We start from the raw sequence: 15823 nt of genomic DNA on the forward strand, positions 1-15823 counted from the left end.
GAAGGGGCAGACCCGGTCATGTCCAACGAGCCCAAGTCCAACGAGTCCGTGCGCGGTGCCGGTGCCGCTGCCGCCAGCGGCGGCTCCCCGGCCGGCGACCAGAAGCTCCGCGAGTATCTGAAGCGGGCCCTGGTCGACCTCAAGCAGGCGAACCAGCGCCTGCGGGAGGCGGAGGCCGCCAAGTCCGAGCCGATCGCCATCGTCGGGATGGCCTGCCGCCTGCCGGGCGGGATCACCACTCCCGAGGAACTGTGGGACCTGGTCGAACGGGGCGGGGACGCGGTCTCCGGCTTCCCCGAGGACCGGGGCTGGGACCTGGAGCGCCTCTTCGACGAGGACCCGGAGCGCAAGGGGACCTCGTACGTCCGGGAGGGCGGATTCCTCGACGCAGCACCCGAGTTCGACGCCGGCTTCTTCGGGATCAACCAGCGCGAGGCGCTCTCCATGAACCCCCAGCAGCGGCTGCTGCTGGAGACGTCCTGGGAGGCGGTCGAGCGCGCCGGGATCGACCCGGCCTCGCTCAAGGGCGACCGGGTGGGCGTGTACTCGGGCGTGATGTACCACGACTACGCGACCGACATGGAGAACGCGCCGGCCGAGGTCGAGGGGTATCTGAGCACGGGTACCGCGGGAGCGGTCGCCTCGGGCCGGGTGTCGTACACGCTGGGCCTGGAGGGCCCCTCGGTCACCCTGGACACGGCGTGCTCCTCCTCGCTGGTGGCCCTGCACCTGGCGGTGCGGGCGCTGCGCGACGGTGAGATCGACATGGCGCTGGCGGGCGGCGCCGCGATCATGGCGACGCCGGGTGTGTTCGTGGAGTTCTCCCGGCAGCGGGGCCTGTCCACGGACGGGCGCTGCAAGGCGTTCGCCGAGGCGGCGGACGGCACCGGCTGGGCCGAGGGCGTCGGCGTGCTGCTCGTCGAGCGGCTCTCCGACGCCGAACGGCTCGGGCACCGGGTGCTCGCCGTGGTCCGCGGCACGGCCGTGAACCAGGACGGCGCCTCCAACGGACTGACCGCCCCCAACGGCCCCTCCCAGCAGCGGGTCATCCGCGCCGCCCTCGCCGACGCCGGTCTCTCTCCGGACGAGGTGGACGCGGTGGAGGCGCACGGCACGGGGACCACCCTGGGCGACCCGATCGAGGCGCAGGCGCTGCTCGCCACCTACGGCAAGGGCCGGGACCGTGCCAGGCCGCTGTGGCTGGGCTCGCTGAAGTCGAACATCGGGCACGCGCAGTCCGCCGCCGGTGTCGCGGGCATCATCAAGATGGTCCAGGCGATGCGGCACGGGGTGCTGCCGAAGACCCTGCACGTGGACCGGCCGTCGACGAAGGTCGAGTGGTCGGCGGGTGCGGTGGAACTGCTCACCGAGGCCCGTGACTGGCCGGAGAACGACCGGCCACGCCGGGCCGCCGTGTCGGCCTTCGGCGTGAGCGGCACCAACGCCCACGTCGTGGTCGAGCAGGCGCCGGCGGCGGACGGAGCCCCGGCCGACGCGGCGATGCCGCCGGCCCACGGTGTCGTGCCGTGGATCCTCTCCGCGAAGTCCCCGGCAGCCGTGCGGGCCCAGGCGGCGCGGCTGGTCGCGGCGACCGAGGGCCTCGACGCCGGGGCCGTCGGACACACCCTGGCGCGGGCGCGCACGCTCTTCGGGGAGCGGGCCGTGGTGCTGGCGAAGGACCGGGACGGGTTCGTCCGGGGTCTTCAGGCGCTGGCGTCGGGTGAGCCGGCCGCGCACGTGGTCACCGGGACGGCCGACGTCGACGGCAGGACCGTCTTCGTCTTCCCCGGCCAGGGCCACCAGTGGACGGGCATGGGCGCCCGGCTGTACGACACCGATCCCGTGTTCGCCGAGGCGATCGACGCCGTCTCGGCCGCCTTCCGCTCCTACGTGGACTGGGATCTGGTGGATGTCCTGCGGGGTGCGGAGGGAGCGCCCGGCTTCGACCGGGTGGACGTCGTCCAGCCCGCCTCCTTCGCCGTCATGGTCGCCCTCGCCCGCCTCTGGCAGCACCACGGCATCACCCCCCACGCCCTCACCGGCCACTCCCAGGGCGAAATAGCCGCAGCCCACATCGCCGGCGTCCTCACCCTCGACGACGCCGCACGCATCGTCACCCTCCGCTCCCAGGCCATCGGCACCCACCTCGCCGGACACGGCGGCATGATGTCCCTCCCCCTCCCCCTCACCACCGCCGAGGAACACCTCACCACCTACGACGGACGCATCGAGATCGCCGCCGTCAACGGCCCCAACTCCACCGTCGTCGCCGGCGACCCCACCGCCCTCGACGACCTCCACACCCACCTCAACGCCGACGGCATCCGCGCCCGCAAAATCCCCGTCGACTACGCCTCCCACACCAGCCACGTCGAATCACTCCAACACGAACTCGCCACCCTCCTCGACGGCATCACCCCCCGCACCGCCGACATCCCCCTCCACTCCACCCTCACCGGCGAACTCATCGACGGCACCACCATGACCGCCGACCACTGGTACCAGAACCTCCGCCACCAGGTCCGCTTCGCCACCACCATCGAAAACCTCGCCCACACCGGACACCGCACCTTCATCGAAATCAGCGCCCACCCCGTCCTCACCATGCCCATCGGCGACATCCTCGACCAACACGCCGACACCCCCTGGACCACCACCGGCACCCTCCGCCGCAACGACGACACCCCCCACCGCTTCCTCACCAACGCCGCCGAACTCCACGTCCGCGGCACCACCCCCGACTGGACCACCCTCCTCACCCCACCCACCACCACACCCGACCTCCCCACCTACCCCTTCCAACGCACCCGCTACTGGCTGGAGCGCGGCGAGGGGACGGGCGACGTGTCGGCGGCCGGGCTCGACGCCGCGGAGCATCCGCTGCTGGGCGCGGTCGTGGAACTGCCGGACGACGCCGGCGTGCTGGTGACCGGTCTGCTCTCGCTGAGGACCCACCCGTGGCTCGCGGACCACGCGGTGTCGGGCACGGTCCTGGTGCCCGGGGCGGCACTGGTCGAGATGGCCGTCGGCGCGGCGGACCGGACGGGCGCGGAGCGCCTGGACGAACTGGTCCTGGAGGCACCCCTCGTGCTCCCGGCCACCGGGGCCCTGCGGGTGCAGGTGGCGGTCGGCGGACTGGACGAGCTGGGGCGCCGCCCGGTGACCATCCACACGCGGGCCGAGGACGCCGCCTCCTGGACGCGGCACGCGACCGGTTTCGCCGCGCCGGCCGAGGCCCGGCGGGCGGCGGCCCACGACTTCACGCAGTGGCCGCCGCGCGGGGCCGAGGCGCTGTCGGTGGCGGACTTCTACGACCTGCGCTTCGTGGCCGGCTACGAGTACGGGCCCGTCTTCCAGGGCCTGGAGCGGGTGTGGCGGCGCGGCGAGGAGCTGTTCGCCGAGGTGGCGCTGCCGGACGAGGCCGCCGCCGAGGCGTCCGCGTACGGGCTGCACCCCGCCCTGCTGGACGCTGCCCTGCACACGGCGGCCTTCGGCTCGGCGCCCCGGGACGGCGACTCGCGCACCCTGCTGCCGTTCGCCTGGAACGGGGTGACCCTGCACGCGGCGGGCGCGGCGCGCCTGCGGGTGCGGATCGCCCCGGGGGCGGGCGACGCGGTGAGCGTGGAGGTGGCGGACTCCGCGGGGGCGCCGGTCGCGACCGTCGAGAGCCTGGCCCTGCGGGCCATCGACCCGGCGCAGTTGTCGGCGGGTGACGATCCGTTGCGGGACGCGTTGTTCCGTGTCGAGTGGCAGACGATCCCCACCCCCGACACCACCACCGGCACCGACTGGCCCGTCCTCGACCTCACCCACCGCACCGACGACGACGTCCGGACCCTCACCGCGCACGTGCTGGAAGCCGTCCAGGCCCACATCACCACCGACCCCGACGACACCCGCCTCGTGGTACTGACCCGCGACGCCCGCACCAACCCCGCACAAGCCGCCGTCCACGGACTCGTCCGCACCGCCCAGAACGAACACCCCGACCGCATCACCCTCATCGACACCGACACCGACACAACACTCCTCCCCCACGCCCTCGCCACCGGCGAACCCCAACTCGCCCTCACCCACAACACCCTCACCGTCCCCCGCCTCACCCGCACCACCCCACCGACCACGGCCACCAGCCCCCTCGACCCCCACGGCACCGTCCTCATCACCGGCGGCACCGGCACCCTCGGCGCCCTCACCGCCCACCACCTCATCACCCACCACCACATCACCCACCTCCACCTCATCAGCCGACGCGGACCGGCCGCCCCCGGCGCCCAACAACTCCACGACCAACTCACCGCACTCGGCGCCACCGTCACCATCACCGCCACCGACGCCACCAACCCCCAACAAGTCCAAACCCTCCTCGACACCATCCACCCCGACCACCCCCTCACCGCCGTCATCCACACCGCCGGCGTCCTCGACGACGCCACCCTCACCGCACAAACCCCCACCCACCTCGACACCGTCCTCACCCCCAAAACCGACGCCGCCCACACCCTCCACACCCTCACCCGACACCACCCCCTCACAGCCTTCGTCCTCTTCTCCAGCGCCGCCGGCACCCTCGGCAACCCCGGACAGGCCAACTACGCCGCCGCCAACGCAGCCCTCGACGCCCTCGCCACCCGACTCCGCACCCACGGCACCCCCGCCACCTCCCTCGCCTGGGGTCTGTGGGGCGACGCGAGCGGGATGACCGGGCACCTGGGGAACGGTGACCAGGACCGCATGCGCCGTCAGGGCGCGTCCGCGCTGACCGCCGAGGAGGGGATGGCGCTGTTCGACGCCGCCCTGTCGCTGTCCGAACCGGCGCTGGTGACGAGCAAGATGAACTTCCCCGCTCTGCGGGCGGCGGCTGCCGAGGGCACCTTGCCGGTGATGTTCCAGGGACTCGTCCGGGTGCCGCGCAAGGCGGCCCACAGCGCGGGGCCCGCCTCCGGCGGGTCGCTCGCGGACAGGGTCGCGGGGCTGTCCCCGGCGGAGCGGCAGCGGGAGCTGCTGGACCTGGTGCGCGGCCGTGCGTCGACGGTGCTGGGCGATGTGCCGATCCGTGCGGACCAGCCCTTCAAGGATGTCGGCTTCGACTCGCTGACGGCGGTCGAGCTGCGCAACCGGCTGGCGAAGGAGACCGGGGTGCGGCTGCCCGCGACGCTGGTCTTCGACTATCCGACCCCGGCCGCGCTCGCCCGGCACCTGTGCGACGAGCTGGTGCCCGACACCGGTGCCGAAGAGGCGTCCTCGGCCGCGCCGGCGGCCGCCGTCCCCGGTGTGGCCGATGTGGAAGCCGCGGCGTCCGAGGAGCTCGGGCGGATCGCGGAGATGGACGCGGACGACCTGGTGGCCCGCGCGCTGGGTGCCATCGGCACCTGATCACCGACGAGGCAAGCGATGACCGACCGAACGCCGATTGTGGAGGATCCGATGGGTACGCCCAGCGACAACAGCGCCAGCACCACGGACAGCGCCAGACTGGTCGAGGCCCTGCGCGCCTCGCTCATGGAGAACGAGCGGCTCAAGCAGGAGAACCAGCGCATGGCGGCCGTCGCGCGCGAGCCGATCGCGATCGTCGGGATGGCCTGCCGCCTGCCGGGCGGGGTCGCCGGTCCGGACGACCTGTGGCGGCTGGTCGACGAGGGCCGCGACGCGGTGACCGGCTTCCCGGAGGACCGGGGCTGGGATCTGGAGCGCCTCTTCGACCCGGACCCGGAGCGCACCAACACCTCGTACGTCGGCGAGGGCGGCTTCCTGCACGAGGCGGGCGAGTTCGACGCCGGCTTCTTCGGGATCTCGCCGCGCGAGGCGCTGGCGATGGATCCGCAGCAGCGGCTGCTGCTGGAGTCGTCCTGGGAGGCGTTCGAGGGGGCGGGCATCGACCCGACCTCGCTCCAGGGCAGCCGGGTGGGCGTGTACTCGGGCGTGATGTACCACGACTACGCGCCGGATCTGGAGTTCTCGCCGAAGGGCCTCGAAGGGTTCCTGGGCACCGGGAACTCGGGCAGCGTGGCGTCCGGGCGGGTGTCGTACACGCTCGGGCTCGAAGGCCCGGCGATCACGGTGGACACGGCGTGCTCCTCGTCGCTGGTGGCCCTGCACCTGGCGGTGCAGGCGCTGCGCAACGGCGAGATCGACATGGCGCTGGCCGGCGGTGCGGCCGTGATGGGCACGCCGGGTGTGTTCGTGGAGTTCTCCCGGCAGCGCGGTCTGTCCACGGACGGGCGCTGCAAGGCGTTCGCCGAGGCGGCGGACGGCACCGGCTGGGCCGAGGGCGTCGGCGTGCTGCTCGTCGAGCGGCTCTCCGACGCCGAACGGCTCGGGCACCGGGTGCTCGCCGTGGTCCGCGGCACGGCGGTCAACCAGGACGGCGCCTCCAACGGCCTCACCGCCCCCAACGGCCCCTCCCAGCAGCGCGTCATCCGCGCCGCCCTCGCCAACGCCGGCCTCACCCCCGCCGACGTGGACACCGTGGAGGGCCACGGCACAGGCACCACCCTCGGCGACCCGATCGAGGCGCAGGCGCTGCTCGCCACCTACGGCAAGGGCCGCGAGGCCGAACAGCCTTTGTGGCTGGGCTCGTTGAAGTCGAACATCGGGCACGCGCAGTCCGCCGCCGGAGTCGCGGGCATCATCAAGATGGTCCAGGCGATCCGCAACGGCGTGCTGCCGAAGACCCTCCACGTCGACCAGCCCTCCACCAAGGTCGACTGGACCGCCGGAGCCGTCGAACTCCTCACCGAAGCCCGCGACTGGCCCGCACTCGGACGCCCGCGCCGCGCCGCCGTCTCCTCCTTCGGCGTCAGCGGCACCAACGCCCACGTCATCATCGAACAGGCACCCGCGGCCGACGAGGCACCGGCCGACGAGGCGATGCCGCCGGCCCACGGGGTCGTGCCGTGGATCCTCTCCGCGAAGGGCAACGCCGCCCTCCGCGCCCAGGCGGAGCGGCTGCTGACGGACGCCGGGCAGCAGGCGCCGGGGGACGTCGGGCACGCGCTGGCCTTCGGGCGCGCGCGCCTCGACCGCAGGGCCGTGGTCGTGGGCCGTGACACGGAGGAGCTGGCCGGCGGGCTGAAGGCGCTGGCGTCGGGTGAGCCGGCCGCGCAGGTGGTCACCGGGACGGCCGACGTCGACGGCAGGACCGTCTTCGTCTTCCCCGGCCAGGGCCACCAGTGGGCGGGCATGGGCGCCCGGCTCCACGAGACCAGTCCGGTCTTCGCCGAGGCGATCGACGCCGTCTCGGCCGCCTTCCGCTCCTACGTGGACTGGGATCTGGTCGACGTCCTGCGCGGTGCGGAGGGAGCGCCCGGCTTCGACCGGGTGGACGTCGTCCAGCCCGCCTCCTTCGCGGTCATGGTGGCGCTCGCCCGGCTCTGGCAGCACCACGGGGTCGTCCCCGACGCCGTCGTCGGCCACTCCCAGGGCGAGATAGCCGCGGCCCACATCGCCGGTGTGCTCACCCTGGACGACGCCGCGCGGATCGTCACCCTGCGCTCCCAGGCGATCGGCGCCCATCTCGCCGGACACGGCGGCATGATGTCGCTGCCGCTCCCGCTGGCCACCGCCGAGGAGCACCTCGCCGCCTTTGACGGACGCATCGAGATCGCCGCCGTCAACGGCCCCAACTCCACCGTCGTCGCCGGTGATCCCACCGCCCTCGACGAGCTCCACACCCGTCTCACCGGGGACGGGGTGCGGGCCCGCAGGATCCCCGTCGACTACGCCTCCCACACCAGCCATGTCGCGGCCATCCGCGACGAGCTCGCCGGCCTCCTGGAGGGCATCGCACCCCGTACCGCCGAGATCCCCCTGCACTCCACCCTCCTCGGCGAACGCATCGACGGCAGCACCATGAACGCGGGCTACTGGTACGACAACCTCCGCCACCAGGTCCGCTTCGCGGACACCGTGGAGCACCTCGCGCGCACCGGGCACCGCGTCTTCATCGAGGTCAGCGCCCACCCCGTGCTCACCATGCCCGTCGGTGAGCTGGCCGAGAGCGGCGCGGGCTCCCCCGGTGTGATCACGGGGTCCCTGCGCAGGGACGACGGCGGGCCCGACCGCTTCGCCGCGTCGCTGGCCGCCGTGCACGTCCGGGGTGTGGAGGTGGACTGGAGCCCGTTCTTCGAGGGCGCGTCCGGCCACCGGGCCGAGCTGCCCACCTACCCCTTCCAGCACCGTCACTACTGGCTCAAGACCTCGCGCAACCCGGGCGTCGAGGGGCCGGCCGACGACTTCGAGACCCTTCACGAGGAGAACGACATGACGTCCCAGGAATCGTTCGCCGAACGCTTCGCCGCCCTGCCGGAGGAGGAGCGCCTCGGCGCCCTGCTCGGTCTGGTGCGCGCCGAGACGGCCACGTCCCTCGGCTACGCCTCGGCCGACGAGGTCGACGACGACGAGGCGTTCTTCGACGTCGGCTTCAACTCGCTGACCGCGGTCGAGCTGCGCAACCGGCTGGCGGAGGAGCTCGGTGTCGAGCTGCCCGTGATGCTGCTGTTCGACCACCCGACGCCGGGGATGCTCGCCGAGTACCTGCTGGGCAAGGCCGCGGTCCCGGCCGACGCCTGACGGCACGTCGCTCCCCCGCACTCCCTCCCTCCCCGCCCCTGAAAGGCATGGACGACACGATGTTCGACATCGACGACTATCTGACCCGGCTCGGCCACTCGGGGCCGCGTCCGGCCGCGACCCTGGAGACCCTGCGGGTGCTGCACAAGCGGCACCTGATGACCGTCCCGTTCGACAACTTCCTCAACGAGGAGCGCGGCACCGCGATATGGGACGGTGTCGACATCGACGTCGACACCGTCTACAAGGAGGTCGTCACCGGCGGCCGGGGCGGTGTCTGCTACGAGCTCAACGGCCTGTTCCGGGCCCTGCTCGGTGCGCTGGGCTTCGAGGTCGTCGTGCTCAGCGCCGGTGTGCGCGGCGCGGACGGCGCCTTCGGCCCGGACATGGAGCACCTGTTCAACGGTGTGCGCGTCGACGGCGAGTGGTACCTCGCGGACGTCGGCTACTCGGGCCCCTCGCTGATCGAGCCGGTGCGGGTCGCGGAGGAGCCCCAGGAGCAGTACGGCACCCACTTCCGCGTCCTCGCGGCCGACGACGGCTTCCACTACCTGGAGCGCCGGCCGCGGGACGGCGAGTGGGCCGTGATCCACCGGTTCCGGCTGAAGCCGCGGGACTTCTCCGAGTGGCTCGACGCGTCCAACCCGGAGCTGGACGCGTACGCGCGGATGCTGGCGGCCAACGTCACCTACATCCGCGGACGGGCGCTGGAGAACGGTCAGATGACGCTGACCGGCCGGCGGCTGCTGACCGTCGAGGACGGCCGGGAGACGGTGCGGGTGCTGGTGAAGCAGCCCGACCTCGACGCCGTCCTGAAGACCATCCTGCTGCAGGACTGACCCCCCTCACGTCGGCGCGGGCCCCTCCCCGGGCCCGCGCCGGCACCGTCACTGGAAAGGAGTGCACGATGTCTGCGTCCGGTGTGAGCGCCCCCTGGTGGCCCGACGACGAGGCGGACCTGCTCGTCGTCGGGTACGGACCGGTGGGGCAGGTACTGGCGAACCTGATGGCCGAGCGGGGCCGCCGGGTGATCGTGGTCGAACGGCACGCCAAGCCCTACACGATGCCGCGCGCGGTGGCGTTCGACGGGGAGGCGGCCCGGATCCTGGCGGCGGCCGGGGTGGCGGACCACCTCGCCTCGGTCGGCGAGCCGTCGGGCGACTACATGTGGCGCAACGGCGAGGGCGAGGACCTGCTGTACATCGGCGCCGCCGAGGAGCACGGCCGCAACGGCTGGCCCGAGTCGACCTCGATGTACCAGCCCGGTCTCGAGGACGCGCTCATCGCGCGCGGCAAGCAGTTGCCGCAGCTCACGGTGTTGCGCGGCTACGAGGCCGTCGAGCTGACCGAGTCGGACGACGGCGTCGGGCTGACGGTCGAGGCGACGAACGGGATACGGCGGCGGCTGCGCGGCCGGTGGATCGTGGGCTGCGACGGGGCGAACAGCTTCGTGCGGCAGCGCATCGGCGGCGGCACCCGGGACCTGAACTTCCACCACGAGTGGCTGATCTGCGATCTGGTGCTGCACGACAGGCGCGAGTTCCGGCCGAACAACCTCCAGATCTGCGACCCCCGGCGCCCGCGCACGCAGGTGTCGGCCGGCCCGGGGCACCGCCGCTGGGAGTTCATGCTGCTGCCCGGTGAGCGCAAGCAGGACATGGACACCCGGGAGACGGCCTGGCGGCTGCTGTCGCTGTGCGGGATCACCCCCGACGACGGCGTCATGGAACGGCACGCCGTCTACACCTTCCAGGCGAGCACGGCGCAGCAGTGGCGCCGGGGCCGGCTGCTGATCGCGGGCGACGCGGCGCACCTGATGCCGCCGTTCGCGGGCCAGGGCATGAGCTCCGGCTTCCGCGACGCGGCGAACCTGGTGTGGAAGCTGGACCTGGAGATGACGGGTCTCGCCGACGAGTCGCTGCTCGACTCGTACCCGACGGAACGGCGGGCGCATGTGCAGCACGCCATCAACATGTCGGTGAACCTGGGCAAGGTGATCTGCCAGACCGATCCGAAGGCTGCGGCCGACCGGGACGAGGTGATGATCGCGGCCCGGGAGCGTAAGCTGGCGCGGCCTCAGCAGTCCCCGTTCCAGCCCCTGACGAAGGGGTTGCTGCTCCGGGACGACCGCGGCCGCCGGCTGCCCGGCTCGGGCGACCAGGTGCCGCAGCCGGTGGTGTCCCACGGCGTCGTGCGCGGGCTGTTCGACGAGGTCGTCGGACGGGGCTTCGTGCTGGTGTCGCGCGACGACCCCGAGACGTTCCTCTCCGCGGACCAGCGGGCCTTCCTGCGCGGGCTCGGCGCCCGGACGGTCCGGCTGCTGCCGGCGGGCACGCCGGCCGGGAGCGCGCCGCAGGGCGCCGTGGTCGACGCGGAGGGCACGTTCGGCGCCTATCTGGACGGCATCGGCGCGCGGACGGTCCTGGTGCGGCCGGACACCTATGTGTTCGGCGCGGCGGGCACGGCCGAGGAGGCCGGACGGCTCGTGGAGGCCCTGCGCGAGCAGCTGACGGCCCGTACGGCCGTACCGGCCGCGGCGGGCTGAGGCGCCCGGCGTGAGAGGCGGACGGTGGGTGTCCCGCGCGCGGCGCGCGGGCGGGGCACCCCGCTCCGGGCGTCCGCCCGGAGCACGGGACCGGCGCGGCGCCCCCGGGCCGTCAGCCGGCCAGTGCCGGTGTGCGGACGGCCGGGGGGCGTCAGCCGGCCAGTGCCGGTGTGCGGACGGCCTCGGGGGCGGCGGCGCCGTCGTAATCGGCCCGGGCGCGGTCGATCTCGTGGAGGTGGCGCTCCGCCCAGCCGGTCAGCGCCAGCAGCGAGTCGTACAGCTCACGGGCCATCGGGGTCGCGGTGTACTCGACCTTCGGCGGCACCGTGGGGTAGACCGTGCGCGTCAGCAGGCCGTCCCGTTCCAGATTCCGCAGGGTGAGGGTGAGCATGCGCCGGCTGATGCCCTTCACCTGACGCTCCAGCTCGGTGAAGCGGGCCGGGCCCTGCGTGGTGACCAGCAGGATGCCGATACTCCATTTGCCGCTCACCCGTCCGAGTACTTCGAGAACCGAACACGCGGCCTGCGCGGCAGGAGTTTCGCACTGCCGCACCGGGCTGACCTCGGTGGTCACATCGGTGTTCCCCTGGGACATGAAAGTGCCTCCTTCCGCTGCGCCTCATGGTCCCAGAGCATGGTCTCTGTAACAAGACGTGCACCATGTCAGCCCCTGTGCAGCTACGTCTTCGCGCACGCCGGTGACCGCCGGCACCCCTCCCCTTCTCCTCAGGAAAGAAGAGAGCCGTGACCCCACAGACCGGCACGACCAGTTCGCGCGGGCTGGCGCTCGCAACGCTCTGCACCATGCAGCTGATGATCATCCTCGACGGGACGATCGTCACGGTCGCGCTGCCGACCATCCAGAACGACCTCGACTTCTCCCAGGGCGGCCTGTCCTGGGTCGTCAACTCGTACCTCATCGCCTTCGCGGGCCTGCTGCTGCTCTCGGGCCGTCTCGGCGACCTGATCGGCAGCAAGAAGGTGTTCCTCGCCGGTCTGGTGACGTTCACGCTCGCCTCGCTGCTCTGCGGCATCGCCACCAACCAGGAGATGCTGATCGGCGGCCGATTCCTCCAGGGCGTCGGCGCGGCACTCGCGTCCGCTGTGGTGCTCGGCATGATCGTGGGCCTCTACCCGGAGCCCGCCGAGCAGGCCAAGGCCATGGGCATCTACAGCTTCGTCTCCGCGGGCGGCGCCTCCATCGGCCTCATCGCCGGCGGTGTGATCACGGACGCGCTGGGCTGGCACTGGGTGTTCCTCATCAACCTGCCGATCGGCGCGATCGCCCTGGTCGCCGGGATCAAGCTGCTGGCCACGACCTCCGGGCTCGGGCTGCGCGCGGGTGCCGACGCCATCGGCGCCGTCCTGGTGACGGCCGGTCTGTCGCTCGGCGTCTTCACCATCTCGCAGGTCTCGGAGGACCACTACAGCGCCGCCGAGCTGGGCGTCTACGGCGCGGTCTCGGTCGTCCTGCTCATCGGCTTCCTGATCCGCCAGGCGAAGGCGGCGCGCCCGCTGCTGGCCCTGCGCATCTTCCGCAACCGCGAGATCAGCGGAGCCAACATCGCCGTCGTCCTCGTCTTCTCGGCGGGCTTCGGCTTCCAGTTCCTCAACGCCCTCTACCTCCAGCGGGTCCTGGGCTTCGACTCGATGCAGACCGGTCTCGCCTTCCTTCCGGCGCCGCTGGTCATCGGCACCATGTCGCTGTTCTTCACGGCGAGGCTGACCGCGCGCTTCGGCACCCGCCGGGTGCTGCTGACCGGTCTGCTGTTCCTCGGCGGCGGTCTGCTGCTGCTCAGCCGGGCGCCCGTCGACGGCAACTACTGGGTGGACGTGGCCCCGACGCTGGTCATCCAGGGCTTCGGCATGGGTCTGACGGTCCCGTCGGTCATCATGCGGGCCATGTCCGGTGCCGCCCCGGCCGACGCCGGACTCGCCTCCGGCCTGAACAACACCGCGCAGCAGGCCGGTGCCGCGGTCGGTCTCGCGGTGCTCGCCACCGTCGCGACCTCGCGCAGCAACACCCTGGTGTCCGAGGGCACCGCGCAGATCCAGGCGCTGCGGGACGGATACAGCCTGGCCTTCGTGTTCGCGGCCGGCTTCGTCTTCCTGGCCTGGCTCGTCACCTTCTTCGTCCTGCGGGACAAGGCCCCCGTGGCGGGGGCCGGCGCGGGTGAGAACGCGCCGGGCGGCGAGGACGACGCGGTGCGCGACACCACCGTCAAGGCCGTGGTCGTGCACTGACCGAGTGGACGGCGGCGGCAACCGAGCGGGGCGTGACCGGAGTTCACCGGTCACGCCCCCGTGCCGTTGGCAGACTCGCAACGAACCCGACATGACATGACACGACAGAGAACACAGACGAAAGGTGACCGACGTGGCGGACAGGATCCGTGTGGGAGTGGTGGGAGCGCACGCCGAGCGGGGCTGGGGGCGGGGCATCCATCTGCCGGCGCTGTCGGCTCTCGCTGACGACTACGAGATCACGGCCGTCGCCGGGACCAGCCGGGAGTCCGCCGAGGCCGCGGCCGGTACCTGGGGTGCCCGGCACGCCTTCGACGACGCCCGGGCGCTGATGGAGCACCCCGAGGTCGACCTGGTCACGATCGCGGTGCAACTCCCCCAGCGGGACGGCCTGGTGGAGGCGGCGGTCGCCGCGGGCAAGCACGTGTACAGCGAGTGGCCGCTGGCGCTGGACGCCCCGACCGCGGAACGCTTCCGCGACGCGGCCGAGAAGGCGGGCGTGCGGCACGCGGTGGGGCTCCAGAGCCGCCACCACCCGGCGGTGCGCCTGCTGCGCGACCTGGTGGCGGACGGGATCGTCGGGGAGGTCCTCTCCACCTCGCTGTCGTACTCGCTGTCCACCCCGACGGTCTGGTCGCAGCGGTACGCGGCGCTGTTCGACCACACCAAGGGCGTCAACCACCTGGCCGTCGTGGCCGGGCACTCGATGGACATGTACCGGTACGCCGTCGGCGACTTCACCGAGCTGTCGGCGACGCTGACGACCCGCATCCGGAGCGTCACCATGGAGGAGACGGGCGAGGAGCTGGAGGTGACCTCGCCCGACCAGATCGTGGTGGGGGGCCTGCTGGAGTCCGGCGCCGCGTCGTCGGTGCACTTCATGACCGGCGGCCCGCACGGCGACGGGTTCCGCATCGAGGTGCACGGCTCGGCGGGGCGGCTGGTGCTGCGCTCCACCGACGACTCCCTCGTCGGCCCGGAGTTCGTCCTCACCCACGCCATGGGCGGCCGGCCGCCCGTCGAGATCGCGGTCCCCGCGAGCTACCTGCCGCTGCTGCCGCAGGCGCCCGCGCCGGTGCGCAACGTGCACCAGGTGTACACCGACCTGGCGCGGGCGATCCGCACGGGCGAGCCGCACGAGCCGGACTTCGGGACGGCGGCGCGGATGCACCGGGTCATCGACGCCGTCAAGGAGTCCGCGGCGACGGGTGAACGCCGCCGGCTCACCCACCCCTCCGCCTGATCCCGCCCGCACCGGTGCCCCGGCCCCCGCCCCGCGGGGACCGGGGCACCGGTGCGGGTGCGGGGATCACGGGGCGCACGGCCCGTGCGCGGCCCGGGCCCCGGCCGACGCGCGGCGCGCACCGGCCGGACGTACGGGGGTCACCGGCCCGCGTACGGCGCGGGGGCACGCCTGCACGGGGCGCACGGCCCGCGTGCCGCCCGGACACCGGCCGACGCACGGGGCGCACCGACCCCCGTACGACTCGGGGCGGGCACGCGTCGCGTACCACTCGGGGCGGGCCCGCCTGGCTCACGGCGCGGGGCGGGCCCGCGTCGCGTACGACTCGGGGCGGGCACGCGTGGCGTGCGGCGTACGGCGGGGCACGCGTGCGGGGCCGCCTCCGTGGTGGAGGCGGCCCCGGGGTGCGCTGCGGCGGAGCGTCAGGACGGGCCGGCGGCGGACGTCTTCGACGCCGCCAGGGCCGCCCTGCGGCGGGCCTGGCGGGCCTTGTGGCGTGCGCCGGAGCCGCGTTCGACCAGCCACCACTCGGCGAAGAGCAGCGGCAGGATCCAGCCGGGCCACGACGCCAGACCCGCCCGCGCCTGGCCCCAGGCGATGAGCTGGGCGATGTCCTGGGTGTCGGGCTGGGGCAGGATGGTGTAGTCGTAGACCACCCCGAGGATCCGGCTGAGGATGATGGACAGCGTCAGCGCGAAGCTGCGCACCATCCATCGCCGGTGGTCGTCGAACCGCCGCTGCCTGGCCATCCGGTAGCCCGCGACCGCGGTGCCGACCCACAGCACCGAGGTCATGATGGTCGACATCTGCATCGACAGCCCCGAGGGGCTGACGAGGGCGACGGCGACGCCGGAGACACCGGCGGGCAGCACCCCCGCCACCAGGTACAGGCGCCCGCTGAAGCGGTGCACCTTCGGATGCCGCTGCCGCAGGGCGGGCCACACCTGGAGGCAGCACGTCACCAGGGCGACCGTGCCGAACACGACGTGCGCCACCAGCACCGCGTAGTGCCACGGGTGTCCGGCCGCCGGGGGGATCTTGGAGTCGGCGGGGTCGAGGGTGAGGTACCGCGGCACGGCCATGGCGATGAACACCGCGCTCACCAGGGCCAGGGGTCCCACCCAGGGGCGACGCCACCAGTGCGGGGACGGGGCGGGGCCGGCCGCGGGTCTCTCCGCGGGGGCGGCCTGCTCCGGTTCGGTCGTCGTGATCGTCACGGC

The 15823-nt window shown here is 73.1% G+C and carries 7 protein-coding genes and 1 pseudogene; 6 read left to right on the forward strand and 2 right to left on the reverse strand.

The genetic code is table 11. The features are described from left to right. Window positions 1–111 precede the first annotated feature (111 nt). The 4 genes and pseudogenes from JE024_RS08060 to mhpA form a co-directional block, all read left to right on the forward strand. Window positions 112–5376, forward strand: a pseudogene (locus JE024_RS08060) (type I polyketide synthase); the annotation flags it as partial. A gap of 51 nt (window positions 5377–5427) precedes the next feature. After that, on the forward strand, window positions 5428–8571 hold the full coding sequence (locus JE024_RS08065) for a type I polyketide synthase (protein WP_205372948.1): 3144 nt from the start codon (window positions 5428–5430) through the stop codon (window positions 8569–8571). A 47-nt stretch (window positions 8572–8618) separates the two neighbouring features. After that, a complete protein-coding gene (locus tag JE024_RS08070) occupies window positions 8619–9410 on the forward strand; it encodes an arylamine N-acetyltransferase family protein (RefSeq protein WP_244882681.1) in 792 nt (263 codons plus the stop codon). Between the two features lie 68 nt (window positions 9411–9478). Beyond that, a complete protein-coding gene (mhpA, locus tag JE024_RS08075) occupies window positions 9479–11116 on the forward strand; it encodes a bifunctional 3-(3-hydroxy-phenyl)propionate/3-hydroxycinnamic acid hydroxylase MhpA (protein WP_205372949.1) in 1638 nt (545 codons plus the stop codon). A 151-nt stretch (window positions 11117–11267) separates the two neighbouring features. Here the strand turns inward: mhpA and JE024_RS08080 are convergent, their stop codons facing one another. Continuing rightward, window positions 11268–11711, reverse strand: a complete 444-nt coding sequence (locus JE024_RS08080; RefSeq protein ID WP_205372950.1) for a winged helix-turn-helix transcriptional regulator — start codon at window positions 11709–11711, stop codon at window positions 11268–11270. Between the two features lie 209 nt (window positions 11712–11920). Between JE024_RS08080 and JE024_RS08085 the strand changes: the two genes are divergently transcribed. Both JE024_RS08085 and JE024_RS08090 read left to right on the forward strand, forming a co-directional pair. Further along, a complete protein-coding gene (locus tag JE024_RS08085) occupies window positions 11921–13360 on the forward strand; it encodes an MFS transporter (RefSeq protein WP_205376438.1) in 1440 nt (479 codons plus the stop codon). Between the two features lie 133 nt (window positions 13361–13493). After that, window positions 13494–14603, forward strand: a complete 1110-nt coding sequence (locus tag JE024_RS08090) for a Gfo/Idh/MocA family protein (protein ID WP_244882683.1) — start codon at window positions 13494–13496, stop codon at window positions 14601–14603. A 422-nt stretch (window positions 14604–15025) separates the two neighbouring features. Here JE024_RS08090 and JE024_RS08095 read toward each other — a convergent pair whose 3' ends face one another. Further along, window positions 15026–15820: a DUF2306 domain-containing protein gene (locus JE024_RS08095; RefSeq protein WP_205372951.1), complete on the reverse strand. Its 795-nt coding sequence runs from the start codon at window positions 15818–15820 to the stop codon at window positions 15026–15028. Window positions 15821–15823: the final 3 nt, after the last annotated feature.

The sequence above is a fragment of the Streptomyces zhihengii genome (assembly GCF_016919245.1).
GTDB classification, from domain to species: domain Bacteria; phylum Actinomycetota; class Actinomycetes; order Streptomycetales; family Streptomycetaceae; genus Streptomyces; species Streptomyces zhihengii.